The organism is Candidatus Omnitrophota bacterium, assembly GCA_028716565.1.
Classification (GTDB): domain Bacteria; phylum Omnitrophota; class Gorgyraeia; order Pluralincolimonadales; family Pluralincolimonadaceae; genus Pluralincolimonas.
This window is the reverse complement of the sequence record JAQUPL010000007.1, coordinates 68906-83300: the sequence shown is the minus strand read 5'-3', so window position 1 is coordinate 83300 and position 14395 is coordinate 68906. Positions and strand designations below refer to the sequence as shown.

Annotated in this window: 13 protein-coding genes; 12 read left to right on the top strand and 1 reads right to left on the bottom strand. The window is 53.7% G+C overall.

Annotated elements, in window-relative coordinates; all coding sequences use genetic code 11:
* Nucleotides 1-180 precede the first annotated feature (180 nt).
* A complete protein-coding gene (locus PHO67_07360) occupies nucleotides 181-1347 on the bottom strand; it encodes a class I SAM-dependent rRNA methyltransferase (protein MDD5546948.1) in 1167 nt (388 codons plus the stop codon).
* Nucleotides 1348-1404: 57 nt separating this feature from the next.
* On the opposite strand from PHO67_07360, the gene PHO67_07355 reads away from it, so the two are divergent.
* The 12 genes from PHO67_07355 to PHO67_07300 all read left to right on the top strand — a co-directional run bounded on the left by PHO67_07355 (nucleotide 1405) and on the right by PHO67_07300 (nucleotide 14378).
* Nucleotides 1405-2712, top strand: a complete 1308-nt coding sequence (locus PHO67_07355) for an MFS transporter (protein MDD5546947.1) — start codon at nucleotides 1405-1407, stop codon at nucleotides 2710-2712.
* Between the two features lie 53 nt (nucleotides 2713-2765).
* A complete protein-coding gene (locus PHO67_07350) occupies nucleotides 2766-3278 on the top strand; it encodes a bifunctional nuclease family protein (GenBank protein MDD5546946.1) in 513 nt (170 codons plus the stop codon).
* Nucleotides 3279-3282: 4 nt separating this feature from the next.
* Complete coding sequence (locus tag PHO67_07345) at nucleotides 3283-5295, top strand: amylo-alpha-1,6-glucosidase (protein ID MDD5546945.1); 2013 nt, start codon at nucleotides 3283-3285, stop codon at nucleotides 5293-5295.
* On the top strand, nucleotides 5292-6497 hold the full coding sequence (locus PHO67_07340; protein ID MDD5546944.1) for an ATP-binding protein: 1206 nt from the start codon (nucleotides 5292-5294) through the stop codon (nucleotides 6495-6497). The genes PHO67_07345 and PHO67_07340 overlap by 4 nt, the downstream gene beginning before the upstream one ends.
* Before the next feature lie 15 nt (nucleotides 6498-6512).
* Nucleotides 6513-6878 (top strand): response regulator, encoded by a 366-nt coding sequence (locus PHO67_07335; protein ID MDD5546943.1) that lies wholly within the window; start codon nucleotides 6513-6515, stop codon nucleotides 6876-6878.
* A gap of 216 nt (nucleotides 6879-7094) precedes the next feature.
* Entirely contained in the window at nucleotides 7095-9209 is a 2115-nt protein-coding gene (locus PHO67_07330) for an acetate--CoA ligase family protein (GenBank protein MDD5546942.1), read from the top strand.
* A gap of 3 nt (nucleotides 9210-9212) precedes the next feature.
* Nucleotides 9213-10313, top strand: coding sequence for a glycine cleavage system aminomethyltransferase GcvT (gene gcvT / locus PHO67_07325; protein MDD5546941.1), 1101 nt, complete (start codon nucleotides 9213-9215; stop codon nucleotides 10311-10313).
* A gap of 26 nt (nucleotides 10314-10339) precedes the next feature.
* A complete protein-coding gene (gene gcvH / locus PHO67_07320; GenBank protein MDD5546940.1) occupies nucleotides 10340-10729 on the top strand; it encodes a glycine cleavage system protein GcvH in 390 nt (129 codons plus the stop codon).
* Nucleotide 10730: 1 nt separating this feature from the next.
* Entirely contained in the window at nucleotides 10731-12065 is a 1335-nt protein-coding gene (gene gcvPA, locus PHO67_07315) for an aminomethyl-transferring glycine dehydrogenase subunit GcvPA (GenBank protein MDD5546939.1), read from the top strand.
* Nucleotides 12065-13519 (top strand): aminomethyl-transferring glycine dehydrogenase subunit GcvPB, encoded by a 1455-nt coding sequence (gcvPB, locus tag PHO67_07310; GenBank protein ID MDD5546938.1) that lies wholly within the window; start codon nucleotides 12065-12067, stop codon nucleotides 13517-13519. The genes gcvPA and gcvPB overlap by 1 nt, the downstream gene beginning before the upstream one ends.
* A complete protein-coding gene (locus PHO67_07305) occupies nucleotides 13498-14193 on the top strand; it encodes a lipoate--protein ligase family protein (protein MDD5546937.1) in 696 nt (231 codons plus the stop codon). Before gcvPB ends, PHO67_07305 begins: the two co-directional genes overlap by 22 nt.
* Nucleotides 14190-14378, top strand: coding sequence for a ferredoxin (locus PHO67_07300; protein ID MDD5546936.1), 189 nt, complete (start codon nucleotides 14190-14192; stop codon nucleotides 14376-14378). The genes PHO67_07305 and PHO67_07300 overlap by 4 nt, the downstream gene beginning before the upstream one ends.
* The last annotated feature ends 17 nt before the right edge of the window (nucleotides 14379-14395 follow it).

Below are 14395 nucleotides of genomic sequence, written 5' to 3'. Positions count from 1 at the left end.
ATGGCACGACGGCGGCGGTACGCCGCGGCCGACCAATCCCGAGCAATACCAGCGCGCCCGCGCCGTCTGGGAACTCTTACTGGAGATAGACGACCCATACGAGAATATCCTCAAGTCCCTCTTCCGGCGCATAAGGGCAGGCGGCGACGCTAAACTATTTCAAGGACGAAACACTTGAGGTTAAACCATCTCAAGTATTATGCATTTAAGGTAATTCGATTCGGGGAAGTTCAGGAGGATAGGGTGGTCGGCGGGCTGGATGCGTTTCTCTATGAGGCGCGCGCGCCTGCGCGATTCGGACAAAGCCTCCGCCAGGATGTCCATGAATTGCCCTTCCGAAAGGTTGTAAGAACACGAGCAGGTCATAAGGTGCCCGCCTTTTTTCAGTAATTTCATAGCCCTGAAATTTATGTCTATATAACCGCGCGCCGCGGCCTGTATATCTTTCTTTGACTTCGCGAACGCTGGCGGATCGAGAACTATGAAGTCGAACTGCCTTTCTTCTTTCTGGAATGATTTTAATGTCTCGGAGACCTTCCCCTCGACTGTTTCGATTTTCGTGAGGCCGTTAAGTTCGGCGTTCTCCTTTAATCCCCGGAGCGCAGGGCCCGAGGAATCCACCGCAGTGACCTCGCCGGCCGATAGCGCCATATGCAGGGAGAAGAGGCCCTGGTATGAGAAACAATCGAGCGCCTTGCCCCTGGAGTATTTTTCCGAGGCGATGTGGTTCTCGCGCTGGTCGAGGTACGCGCCGGTCTTCTGGCCGCTCATGATATCGACAAGATATTTTATATTACCCTCGCGGACCACTGCCTTCTCAGGCGGCCTGCCATAGAGGACCTCTTTCTTCTCTTCGAGGCCTTCGAACTTCCTCATAGCCGAATCGTTCCTCGCGACTATAGACGCCGGCTTAAGCAGGTCCTTCAGGCCGTCAACGATCGTATCTTTTATATTGTCCATGCCGAGGCATAACGTCTGTATGGACAGGTGCTCGCCGTATTTATCCACAATGAGCGAGGGCAGGCCGTCGGCCTCGGAATGGGCGATGCGGTACGCGTCGGCGTCCTTTACGGTCTTCTTCCTGTACTCTATGCATCCGGAAAGCCGGCTGCGCCAGAACCCCGCGTCGACCGGCACGTCATCGTAAGTGATTATTCGCAGGGCGATCTTCGACCTTTCATTATAAAAGGCCTTGGCAATGAATTTGCCGCTGTTGTCCAGGACTGAGATTATCGAACCGGAGAGGGAAGGATCATTTCTTTCGAGATCATCCTTATATATCCACGGGTGGCCGGTGCGGAACCATGCCGCGCCTTTCCTTGTGATCCTCAGGGACGGGGTTTGCATAGAATGATTCTAACAGGCGATATGCTTGCGTGTCAATTGTGATATAATATCGCCGATATGGAAAAGAAAGGGAAGATAAGGCAAAGCCTCAGGAATTCCTTCATAGACGGCGCATTCTGCTCGGCGATGATAGGTTTTGTCGACCAGTATATAACGCCGTTCGCGGTCGCGCTTAAGGCGACGAGCGAGCAGATAGGCATGCTTACCGCTTTCCCGAACCTCGTCGCTTCCCTGATACAGCTCAAATCGGCGGACGTTACCGAACACCTCAAGAGCCGCATGAGGATAATAAGGATATTCGTATTCTTCCACGCCTTTATGTTCCTCCCTATCCTGCTTATACCGCTCATTTTCACCACTAACAGGGCGTTATGGCTTATCCTCTTTGTCACAATGGCGGCCTCTTTCAACGCGTTCCCGGGCCCGGCATGGACGAGCCTGATGGCCGACCATCTTCCCGCGCGCAGCAGGGGAAAGTATTTCGGCTGGAGGAACAGGCTGTTGGGCATGATCACCGTGGCGTGCGCGATTCTCGCGGGTTTTATCCTCAATATCTTCGGCAAGGATAAGCTCTACGGTTTCATGGTGATACTCGGGCTTGCTTTTGTGTCGCGGTTCATATCCTGGTATTTCCTGAGCAAGATGTACGAGCCGCCGATAAAGGTCACGAGCGAGCACTATTTCACGTTCTGGGATTTCATAAAAAGGACGAAACAATCGAATTTCGCGAAGTTCGTCATATATGTCGCGAGCATCAGCTTCGCCCAAAATATCTCGGGGCCGTTCTTTGCGGTATATATGATCAGGGACCTCAATTTAAGTTACGGCATGTACACCATCATAGTGACGTCCTCGACCATAGCGACCCTGCTTACCATGGGGATATGGGGAAGGCATGCCGACGTGGTCGGCAACATGAAGGTCATAAGGCTCACGTCGTTCTTCATACCGGTCATCCCGGTCTTATGGCTCTTTTCGCATAATGTCTACTATCTTATAATAATCCAGCTGTTTGCCGGATATGTCTGGGCCGGATTCAACCTCTCGATATTTAATTTCGTATATGACGCGGTCACGCCGGAGAAGAGGACGCGCTGCGTCTCGTATTTTAACGTCATAAACGGGATGGCGATATGCTGCGGCGCCTTACTGGGAGGTTTCCTCGCAAAGAGCCTGCCGCCGATATTCGGTTACCGGCTGCTGACCTTATTTTTGCTTTCGGGCGTCCTGCGGGCCGTATTTTCCGCGACTATACTTCCTATGGTAAAGGAGGTCAGGCGCGTGGAAAAGATCAGCAGCCTCGACCTCTTCTTCAGCATCACCCGGCTGCGGCCGATAGAGGTAGAAGGCGAAAAAGATATTTAGCTCCGTTGACTTTTATGCAGGTATGGTCTAATATTGTAGCAGGAGAGCGCGGAATGAAACTCGCCAAGATCTACTCGTTGATATTTATCCCTCCATTAGCGCAGTATGTCGTCACCTTGGAAGAGGTGGACGGCTCGAGGCTGATACCCATCTGGATAGGCGTAAGCGAGGGGACGTCGATAGTGATGGTCCTCGAGGGCGGGAAATTCAAAAGGCCGCTGACGCACGACCTTACCGTAAACCTCATCAAGGCGCTCGGCGGCTCGCTCGAGAAGGTCATCATAAGCGACCTGAAGGATAACGCCTATTATGCCACCATCATCTTAAGGCAGGGCGATAAGACGCTTGAGATAGATTCGCGGCCGTCCGACGCCATAGCCTTGTCCGTGAGGACCGGCGCGCCGGTATTTATCGACGAGAAAGTGCTAGAACTCTGCCCGGTCATCAACAAACCCATAAGCGAAGACGAGGTGAAAAATTTCGAGAAAGAGATAGAGAACCTGCGTCCGGAAGAGTTCTTCAGGAAGTTGGACGCCGAAGGCGGGAAGACGAAAGGCGGGCTGTAATAGGATGATAGTGACGAAGGACGCGGTAAGGGAAGCATCCCCGGCGACAGACGAAGTCATCCGTTTCGGGAAGGAAGTGTGCGGCGATTTCCAGGCCGCCTCATCCAGGGAATGGATCGAGACGAACGGCCTCGGGGGCTACGCGTCATCGACCATAATAGGGACCAATACCCGCCGTTATCACGGCTTGCTCGTGGCCGCGATAGGGCCTTCGCTCGCGCGCATGGTAGTCCTGTCAAAGCTTGAAGAGACCCTTGTGCTGAAAGACGGCAGCCGGTATAACCTCTCCTGCAGCAATTACCCCGGAGGCATAATCCATCCCGAAGGCTACAGGTATCTCGAGGAGTTCAGGCTGGACCCTTTCCCTGTATTCACATACAAGGCCGGGGATGTGACCATAGAGAAAGCTGTCTTCATGGTCCACGGCGAGAACACGACCGTTATCACTTATAAGGTGCTGAAATCGCCGGGTTATCTCGAGCTTTTGCTGCAGCCGCTTATCGCCGCGCGCGATTACCACTGGGTATCGATGGAGAACTCGGGTTTCGACAGGTCGGTCGAATGCCTGGAGGGATATATCAAGATGAAGCCGTACGGCGAGTCGCCGATAATTTACCTGGCCAACAACGCCGACAGGTTCGAGCGGACGGGATATTGGTACAAGTCCTTCGAGTACCAGCGCGAAAAGGAGAGGGGCCTCGAATATCACGAGGACCTCTACAGCCCGGGCGAACTCGGCTTCCTGGTCAAGGAAGGGGACAAGGCTTACATCGTCGCCTCGACCGAGGGGCGCAAGATGCGGTCGCTCGAGGTCCTCGAGTCGAGCGAGGTCCTGCGGCACAGCGAGATCGCCGCCGCGGTCAACCTGAAGGACAATTTCGCCGTGCGCCTGGCGAACGCATCAGATTCGTTCCTGATAAAGAGGGCGAACGGCCTGTCGACGATAGTCGCGGGCTACCACTGGTTCTGGGATTGGGGCAGGGACGCCCTTATATCGCTTCCCGGCCTGACCCTCGCCCTGGGCAGGTACGACGAGGCGAAAGATATCCTGCTGACGTTCGCGAAACATTGCGACGAAGGGATGATACCCAACAGGTTCCCGGAGAAGACGAAAGAGCCCGAATATAACAGCGTCGATTCGTCCCTGTGGTTCTTCTGGGCGATACATAAATTCCTCGAATATACCAATGATTACGATTTCATCGAATCGAATATGCTCGACTGCCTCGAAGAGATAATCCAGTTCTACATAAACGGGACGCGTTACGGCATAAAGATGGACAAGGACGGCCTCGTCGCCACCGAAGACCCGGACGCGCAGCTAACATGGATGGACGCGAAGATCGGCGGGTGGGTGGTGACGCCCAGGAACGGGAAAGCCGTCGAGGTCAATGCCCTCTGGTACAACGCCCTGAAGATAATGGAAGATATCTGCGAGAAGCTCGATCTCAAATACCGGCACGAATGCGCGCGGCTCGCCCACCTTACGAAGAAGAGTTTTGAGATAACCTTTTGGAACGAAGCCGGGGGCTACCTGTATGACTGCGTCAATGAAGGAGGGCCGGACGCCTCGCTCCGCCCCAACCAGATATTCGCCCTCAGCCTCCCGTACCGCCTGATCGGGAAAGAGAAGGAAAAAAAGGTCATCGATGTGGTGGGGAAAGAGCTCCTTACGCCTTACGGCCTTCGTTCCCTGTCGCCGAAAGACAGGAATTACCGCGGGGTATATTCCGGGGACCAGCGCATGCGCGACGCCTGTTATCATCAAGGCACGGTCTGGCCGTGGTTGTTGGGGCATTTTATTGCCGCCTACCTTAACGTCTACGGCAGGAATAAGAACACACGGCAGGAGGCGAGGAGATTTTTAGCTCCCCTCGCGGAACATATCAAAGACGCCGGCCTCGGGACGGTATCCGAGATCTTTGACGGCGATCCGCCCTATAACCCGAAGGGCGCAATATCGCAGGCGTGGAGCGTAGCCGAGATATTGAGGGTATATAAGGAAGAGCTGCAATGAGACCGGAGAGGCAGATCTTTAATATCGACCCGACGGATTTCGCTTTCGCGCTGGTCAAGTTATTGGCGGTTTTCGGCGCGATGATCTGGGGACTGTACCATCCGATGTCCCCCGGCGCCAAGCTCTTCTTCCTCGTCATTATCGGGATATACTTCGTTTACAACCTCGCGCTGTACTTGTGCGTATTCAAGTTCGCCGACAAAGCCCCCAAGATATATTTCTTTGAGCTGCTCGTCGATCTCATCTTCCTCAGCGTGATCGTGCCGATGACCGGCGGGCTCAATTCGACCTTCACCTTGGGATTTTTCCTTCTCGCCGCTATACATTCTTTTTATTACGGCCTCTTCGCCAGTATCGGGATAGCCCTGCTCGTCTCGGGCGTCTACATATTTTCCTGTCCGGACTGCCTGATGAAGCTCCATTGGACCGATATCTCGCTGCGCGCGGGATTCCTCTTGCTCCTGGCAGTCACTATGGGGTATCTCTCGGAAAGGGAGAGGCAGATGCACCGCCAACTCGTCAATGCCGAACAACTCGCGGCTATGGGCCTGATGTCGTCCCAGATAGCGCACGCGGTAAGGAATCCCCTGAGCACTATCAGCCTTAACGCCGAACTCCTGGCCGAGCAAATAAAGAAATGCCAGGGAGTCGATGCCAAAGAAGCCGGGACACTGATAGGCTCCATCATGAACGAGGTCCAGGAGGTCAACGATGTCGTCGGGGAACACCTCAAGTTCATGAGGAAGTCGAAATCCGAATATAAAAGCTGTGACGTAAACGCCCTCCTTGATTCGCTCGTGAAGTTTTTGGAAAAAGAGGCGAGCCGCAAAGGCATCTCGTTCCTTAAGGAACTCGAGGGTAACCTGCCCAACGCCGGGATCGAAGATAGTCAATTGCGGCAGATCATGCTGAACATCATGAGGAATTCCTTCGAGGCTATGCCGTCGGGCGGACAGATCAGGGTCTATACAAAAAAGGAAAAGGATGGCGTTGAGATCACGGTCGAGGATACGGGTGTCGGGATAGCCCGGGAAAATCTTAGAAGGATATTCGAGCCCTTCTTCACTACAAAAGATGTGGGTACCGGGCTGGGGCTTTATATAGCGCGCGACATGGTCATTACCGCGGGCGGGGGCATATCCTGCGAAAGCAAAGTCAATAAAGGCACTAAAGTAAAGATAAGATTGCCGTTCGTGGTCTGAAAAGGAGGCGCTTAAATGGCAAAAATATTGCTGGTCGACGATGATGTTGAGTTCGGCGTGGCTTTTTCCAAGATATTGAAGAGCGAGGGGCATGAGGTTTCGGTCGCGCTTAATACCGCCGAGGGCCTTGCCGCCCTCAAGAAGGAGGAGTTCGATATAGTCTTCGCGGACCTCTCCATGCCTGGCGAGAACGGCCTTGCCTTCCTGAAGAAGTCGAAGAAGGAGTTTCCCGCTATCCCGGTCGTCATGATAACGGCCTTCGGAGACTGGGATATATACGCCAAGGCGATAGAGACCGGCGTGAGCAAGTTCGTCAACAAGCCGGTGAAGAAGGAAGAGATAACACAGGCGATAAAGGAAGTCCTGGAGCCGCAGAAATAATAGTGGGGAATCCCAGAAATTGCTGTGCAATTTCTGGGACGTGGGGCCCTAGAGATCACATGCGATCTCTAGGATTTGGCAAATTTTCGTTGACAATTTTGCTCCTTCCTAATAAAATAGCGCTATCCCACCTTTTCGTTATACTCGGAAAGGATTGTCCCGCCCCCCTTATCAAAGGGCGGGGCTTCTTAACCTAAAAAATCTAAGGAATATGAAATGAGCTCAAACGGTTTGGACAGGCTTTTTAATCCCCGTTCTATCGCCGTGATTGGCGCGTCTCCCAAAAAAGGCAAGATCGGCCACGATGTACTCTTCAACCTTAAGGAATACGGATACAAAGGAAAGATATATCCGATAAACCCCAAGGATACCGAGGTGATGGGGGATAAGGCCTATCCGTCGGTGCTCGACGTAAAAGAGGATATCGACCTCGCCGTATTTGCCATCCCGGCGGCCGGGGTCATCGAAGTCATGAAGGAATGCGGAAAGAAAGGCATAAAGGCCGCAATAGTCATAACCGCCGGTTTCAAGGAAACAGGCCCTGAAGGAAAGAAACTCGAGCTGGAGTTGGCCGCGGTAGCTAAAGAATACGGGGTAAGGGTGCTCGGCCCCAACTGCCTCGGGTTTATCAGTTCCACCGCCCACCTTAACGCTTCGTTTGCCGCAATCTCACCGCTTCCCGGCGATATAGCTTTCTTCTCCCAGTCAGGCGCCTTGTGCACTGCCATACTCGACTGGGCGGTAAAGGAGAAGATAGGTTTCTCCAAGTTCGTGAGTATCGGCAATAAAGCGGATATATCGGAGACTGACCTGTTAAAGGCGCTCGGCGAGGACCCGGATACGAAAGTAGTTCTGGGATACATAGAGGACGTTAAGGACGGCCATGAGTTCATGCGCGTCGCCAGGGAGGTCACGGCAAAGAAACCCGTGATAATCTGCAAGGCCGGCGGGTCCAAGGCAGGAGCAAAGGCCGCTTCAAGCCATACCGGGAGCCTTGCGGGCTCCGATGCCGCGTTTGACGCAGCGTTCGCGCAGACAGGCATAATACGCGCAAGGACGATCGCGGACCTTTTCGATTACGCCGTGGCTTTTTCATACCAGAAGCTCCCGCAGGGCCCGAACCTCGCGATAATAACGAATGCCGGCGGGCCGGGGATAATCGCGGTCGACGCGGTCGAGCGTTCGCAGTTCGCGAAAGTCGCGCCCCTGAGCAAAGAGACGGTCGATTACCTGAGGGGGGCGCTTCCCAAGACAGCCGCGCTGAATAATCCCGTAGACGTCATAGGCGATGCCGATGACCAGAGGTACAAGGTCGCGGTAAACACTCTTCTAAAAGATCCGAATGTCAACGGGCTTATAGTGATACTGACGCCCCAGAGCAACAGCAAGATAAAGGAAACCGCCGACGTCCTTGTGGCCAGCAAGGACAGCAAACCCATATTCACGAGTTTCATCGGCGGCAGGCTGGTCGAGAAGGGCACGAATATCCTGCAGGACAATAAAATACCGAATTTCCTTTTCCCCGAACGCGCCATATCAGCGTTCAACATAATGGTCAAATACAAGAAGATGCTCGACCTCCCCAAGGAGGACGTAAAGGCCTTCAAGGTCGACAAGGACAGGGTAAAAAAGATCCTCGACGCGGCAGCCAAGTCCGGGCAGAAAGAGATTCCCGAATATACCGCGCGCGATATCATAGAAAGTTACGGGTTCAGGCTGCCTAAGAGTACCCTTGCTAAGACTGCGGCCGAGGCGCGCTCCGCGGCCGAGAAGACCGGTTTTCCGGTCGTGATGAAGATATCCTCGCCTGATATACTTCATAAATCGGACGTGGGAGGGGTCAAGGTCGGGCTCAAGGATGCGAAGGAAGTCGAAGCGGCGTTTGATGAGATAATAGAGAAGTCCAAGGCTGCGGTGCCGAACGCGAATATCCTCGGCGTCCTCGTCCAGGAGATGGTCTCGGGAGGGAAAGAGGTCATACTGGGCATGTCGAAAGACGCGCAATTCGGGCCGATGCTTATGTTCGGGCTCGGCGGCATCTACGTCGAGGTGCTCAAGGACGTGTCTTTCAGGATAGCCCCGATACTGCCGCGCGAGGCTGCTGAAATGGTAGATTCGATAAAATCGGCCGCGCTCCTTAAAGGCGCCCGCGGCGAGAAACCCGCGGATATAGATTCGATAAAAGAAGGGCTGCTCAGGCTTTCGCAACTGGTCACGGATTTCCCCATGATAAAAGAGCTCGACATAAACCCGCTTAAGGTCTTCCCGGCTGAAGGGAAAGGCGGAAGCATGGCGATAGACGCCAGGATAAGCATAGAGCTAGAAGAATAATAGATGACTTCCACTGAAGACAGGAAGACCCCCCTCTACGAGGCGCACAAGGGTCTTAACGCGAAGATCGTTTCTTTCCACGGCTGGCTTTTACCCATCCAGTATACGAGCATTATTGAGGAGCATAACGCCACCCGCACAAAAGCCGGGCTTTTTGATATCTCCCACCTCGGAAAGCTCGAAGTCTCCGGAAAGTCCTCGAAAGAATTCCTTCAGAAGATCTTCACTAACAATATAGAAAAGGCCCTCCCGGGAGGTATAGTCTATTCCCCGTTATGTAACGATAACGGCGGGACCCTTGATGACGCCTTCATATATAACGCGGGTAAAGACAGGTATATCCTTATCGTGAACGCCTCGACCTTCGAAAAAGACCTCGCGTGGATACGGTCCCATAAAACGGAAGGGGTCGATATAAAAGATATAAACGATTCGCTCGGAGGGATAGCTATCCAGGGGCCGGCCTCGCAGCAGATATTGTCTCACTTTTGTAAAGCCTACATCGACCAGCTCAAACACCGCCATTTTGTCGAGACCGAAGTCTACGGTTCTTACGCGCTCCTTTCGAGGAGCGGATACACAGGCGAGGACGGGTTCGAGATGTTCATACCGGCAGGCAAGTGCATAAAGGTCTGGAACGATATCCTGGCCTCCGGGAAAGGATATGGCCTCATCCCGGCCGGGCTGGGCTCGAGGGACACCTTAAGGCTCGAGGCGGGATGCCCGCTTTATGGCGTCGATACCGACGAATCAAAGACGCCGTTAGAGTCGGGGCTGGAGAGGACTCTCGACCTCAGCAAGGATTTCATCGGCAAAAAAGCTATACTCGAGAGGAAGGCGAAGGGGATTAAAGAGGTATTGGTGGGATTTAAGATGCTCGACAAAGCCATTCCTCGCACCGGATATGCCATAGAAAAGGGCGGGAAGAGTGCCGGCATAGTTACGAGCGGGACTTATTCGCCCACCTTGAAAGAAAATATAGGTTTTGCTTATGTCGCGCCGGAAGATTCCAAGACCGGCGGGACTTTCGATGTGATAGTCCACGGCGAAAAGAAGAAGGCCGTAGTTGTTGAGACGCCATTTTATCGCCGCGCCAAAAATTAGCGCGGGACAAGCAGGAGGAAGAAATAATGGTCGATCTGGAGAAACTGCGTTTTACGAAGACGCATGAATGGCTTAGGGTCGAGGGCAACACCGGTTACGTAGGCATAACAGACCACGCCCAGAAAGAGATAACCGACGTTGTCTTCGTCGAACTTCCTAAAATCGGTAAAGAAGTTGCGAAGGCAGGCGAAGCCGCGGTAGTGGAATCGGTAAAGGCCGCCTTCTCGATATACGCCCCGGTGTCCGGGAAGATAATAAAAGCGAACGATGCGGTCGAAAAGGACCCTTCTCTGGTCAACAAGTCGCCCTATGAAGAGGGCTGGTTCTTCGCGATCGAGATAAAGGACAAGTCCGAGGCAGATTCACTGATGACGCAAAAGGATTACCTGGAATTCATAAAGACCGGAGCGCATTGATTTGAAGTACTCGCCCCATACCGATAAAGATAAGAAAGAGATGCTCGGCGTTATAGGAGCGGCATCCTCAGAAGATCTTTTCAGCGCCATCCCCAAAGAGTTTCGCCTGCAGAAGCTCGATCTGGCCGAAGGCATCTCCGAACTTGAGCTGAAAAAGCTCATGCTTGATAAGGCAGGGAAGGATTATTCTACCCAGAAACTGGTTTCCTTCCTTGGCGGCGGCGCGTACGAGCATTATATCCCGCAGGCCGTCGAATCGCTGATCTCAAGGGGGGAATTTCTTACCGCGTATACGCCGTACCAAGCCGAGGCGAGCCAGGGAACACTTCAGGCGATATACGAATACCAAAGCCTTATCTGCGAATTGACCGGAATGGACGTTGCCAACGCCTCGATGTACGACGGCGCATCAGCTTTGGCCGAGGCCGTCATTCTCGCCGTAAAAGAGACCGGCAGGAGCCGTGTCATATTCTCAAGCTCCCTGCATCCCGAGTACAGGCAGGTAATAAAGACATACCTTGAAGGGTATAAGATAGAATTTGTCGAGATACCGCATGCAGGCGGCCTCTTCGACGAAACGGCGTTAAAAAAAGAAGCGAACGATTCCACTGCCTGCGTGATCGTCCAGAACCCGAATTTCTTCGGCTGCATCGAGAAGGTCGACGAGGTTGAATCCATCTGCCATTCCTGCGGCGCTCTCCTGATCGCCTGCGTAAATCCGGTATCGCTCGGCATATTAAAAGCTCCGGGCGGGTATAACGCTGATATCGCAGTCGGCGAAGGACAGCCGCTGGGGATACCGATGAGTTTCGGCGGGCCATACCTGGGTTTCTTCGCGGTGAAAGAAAAACATATGCGCAAGATGCCGGGCAGGGTCGCCGGCATGACGAAAGATATAGAGGGAAAGCGCGGTTTCGTCCTGACTATGCAGGCGCGCGAACAGCATATACGCAGGGAGAAGGCGACATCGAATATCTGCTCCAATGAAGGGCTCATGGCCCTGGCCGCGTGCATCCATCTCTCGCTGTTAGGCAAGGAAGGGATAAAGGAAGTCGCGCGACAGAATGTCCTAAAGAGCCATTACCTTAAGGATAAGATACTTAAATTGAGCGGGTTCGAGCTGATGTTCGACGCGCCGTTCTTCAACGAATTTGTGGTGAGGTGCGGCAAAGAGACGGATAAGATAATAGGCGATCTGCTCAAGCACGGCATGATAGGCGGCCTGCCGCTCGGCAGGTTCCGCGCCGATATGAAGAATTGTATGCTTATCTGCGTGACCGAGACTAAGTCGAAGGATGACCTCGACAGGTTCGCGGAACTCCTGGGGAAACACTGATGGAAAAACTTATATTCGAAATAAGCAGCCCCGGCAGGAAGGGATATACTCTCCCGAAACTTGACGTGCCGGACGCCGATATAAAATCGTTTATCCCGCAGGAATGCCTGCGTAAGGACGGGCCGGACCTTCCCGAGGTCAGCGAGCTCGACTGCGTGCGGCATTTTACGCGGTTGTCGCAGCTGAATTATTCCATCGATACGAATTTCTATCCGCTCGGTTCATGCACGATGAAATATAATCCGAAGATAAACGATAAGATGGCCGGGTTGCCGCAATTTACAGGGCTACACCCGTACCAGCCGGAAACGAGCGTGCAGGGGATGCTGGAGGTGCTTTATGAGACGGAACAGGCCCTTTGCAAGATCTGCGGGATGGATGCTTTCACTCTCCAGCCCGCGGCCGGCGCGCACGGAGAGCTTACCGGCATGCTCATCGTCAGGGCATACCATACTTCAAAAGGCAGTCCCCGCAAGAAAGTCGTGATACCCGATTCGGCGCACGGGACCAACCCGGCGTCCGCGGCGTTATGTGGATATGAGGTAGTCACGGTAAGGTCCGATAAGGCGGGCCGCATAGACATTGACTCGCTGAAGGCCGCGATGGACAATGAGGTCGCGGTCCTGATGCTTACAAACCCGAATACGCTCGGCCTCTTCGAGAAGAACGTCAAAGAGATAGCCGATATAGTCCATAAGGCCGGCGCGCTCCTTTACCTGGACGGCGCGAACCTGAACGCGCTTCTCGGCGTGGCCAGGCCCGGGGACATGGGATTCGATGTATGCCATGTGAACCTTCATAAAACTTTCTCCACGCCGCACGGCGGCGGCGGGCCGGGGTCCGGGCCGGTCGGCGTAAAGGCCCATCTGGCCGATTTCCTTCCCATTCCCAGGATAAAACAGAAGAGAAACAAGCTCTCGCTCGATTACGACCAGAAGAGGTCGATCGGCAAGGTCCGCGCCTTTTATGGGAACACGGGCGTGATAATAAGGGCATATTGTTATATGAAGTCTCTCGGCTCGGACGGCCTGAAGGATGCCACGTTCGAGGCGGTCCTTAACGCGAATTACCTGAAAGCGAAACTCAAGAACGACTATCAGCTCGCCGTCGAAGACGAACCGTGCATGCACGAATTTGTCCTAACAGGGAAGGATAAGAAGGAGTTCGGCGTAAAGACGCTCGATATCGCGAAACGCCTCCTGGATTACGGGTTCCACGCGCCGACGGTATATTTCCCGCTTATAGTCGAGGAGGCGATAATGATAGAGCCGACCGAGACCGAGTCGAAAGAGACGCTCGACGCCTTCGCCGAAACGATGATAAAGATAGCCGCGGAAGCCAGGTCTGACGCTTCGCTCTTGACCGGGGCGCCGCATATAACCCCTGTCCGCAGGCTCGATGAAGTCCTCGCCGCAAGGGAGCTTAACTTAAGATGGAAAAAATCTGGCGCCTGATAATAGACGGCGCCCGCGAGCCGGGGCCCAACATGGCCCTCGACGAGGCGATCATGCAGTCTATGGCGGAAGAACCGTCAGCACCCACCCTGAGAGTATACCGTTGGACATACCCATGCGTCTCTATCGGGAAATTCCAGCGGCTTGACGATAGCCCGTTCCTTAAGAGCAGCGTCCCGATCGTCCGGCGGCCAACCGGCGGCGGTTCGGTATACCATGACGAGCTAGGGATCACGTATTCCCTGGTCTTCGGCGAGCGCTCAGGCGTGATGCCGGAAGGGACCGCCGCGTCATACCGCCATATACACGAAGGCGTCGCCGCCGCGGTGAAACAATTGGGCCTTGAGGCCGAGCTTTATGTCCCTGTTTCGGTCCCGGCCAAAGCGTTCGGTTCGTGTTTTGCCCTGCCTGTCAGGTCGGATGTAGTCTCTCGCGGCAAGAAGATAGCCGGTGCGGCCCAGAGGCGCAGGTTCGGGGTCGTATTGCACCAGGGCGAGGTCAGTTTGCCACTTGACGTTTGGCGTAAATGGTCGTATAATAATGCTTTAAATATATTCATAAACCGCCTCTCTAAACAATTACAGGCTGAATTCCTCGAAGGACAGATTACGGATAAAGAAGGGCGTTTAGCCGAAGAGTTGCTTATGGAGGGTATGGAGGAGGTGACCAGATGAAAGCGAAGGTAGATCCGAATCTCTGCACCGGATGCGAGCTCTGCACTAATATATGCCCGGAAGTTTTCGAGATGAAAAGTGATATCGCTTCCGTGAAAGTCAATCCGGTACCACAAGCAGCCGAGGAAACCTGCAAAGAAGCCAAGGATAGCTGTCCTGTTGAAGCTATCTCGATAGAAGAGTAAGGAAGTCCGCCAAATAT

Bases quoted from the DNA above. Each gene is read 5' to 3' on its own strand.
- PHO67_07300 (MDD5546936.1), top strand. From the start codon at position 14,190: ATGAAAGCGAAGGTAGATCCGAATCTCTGCACCGGATGCGAGCTCTGC.
- PHO67_07335 (MDD5546943.1), top strand. From the start codon at position 6,513: ATGGCAAAAATATTGCTGGTCGACGATGATGTTGAGTTCGGCGTGGCT.
- PHO67_07360 (MDD5546948.1), bottom strand. From the start codon at position 1,347: ATGCAAACCCCGTCCCTGAGGATCACAAGGAAAGGCGCGGCATGGTTC.
- PHO67_07350 (MDD5546946.1), top strand. From the start codon at position 2,766: ATGAAACTCGCCAAGATCTACTCGTTGATATTTATCCCTCCATTAGCG.
- PHO67_07330 (MDD5546942.1), top strand. From the start codon at position 7,095: ATGAGCTCAAACGGTTTGGACAGGCTTTTTAATCCCCGTTCTATCGCC.
- gcvT (MDD5546941.1), top strand. From the start codon at position 9,213: ATGACTTCCACTGAAGACAGGAAGACCCCCCTCTACGAGGCGCACAAG.
- PHO67_07340 (MDD5546944.1), top strand. From the start codon at position 5,292: ATGAGACCGGAGAGGCAGATCTTTAATATCGACCCGACGGATTTCGCT.
- PHO67_07305 (MDD5546937.1), top strand. From the start codon at position 13,498: ATGGAAAAAATCTGGCGCCTGATAATAGACGGCGCCCGCGAGCCGGGG.
- gcvH (MDD5546940.1), top strand. From the start codon at position 10,340: ATGGTCGATCTGGAGAAACTGCGTTTTACGAAGACGCATGAATGGCTT.
- gcvPB (MDD5546938.1), top strand. From the start codon at position 12,065: ATGGAAAAACTTATATTCGAAATAAGCAGCCCCGGCAGGAAGGGATAT.
- PHO67_07345 (MDD5546945.1), top strand. From the start codon at position 3,283: ATGATAGTGACGAAGGACGCGGTAAGGGAAGCATCCCCGGCGACAGAC.
- PHO67_07355 (MDD5546947.1), top strand. From the start codon at position 1,405: ATGGAAAAGAAAGGGAAGATAAGGCAAAGCCTCAGGAATTCCTTCATA.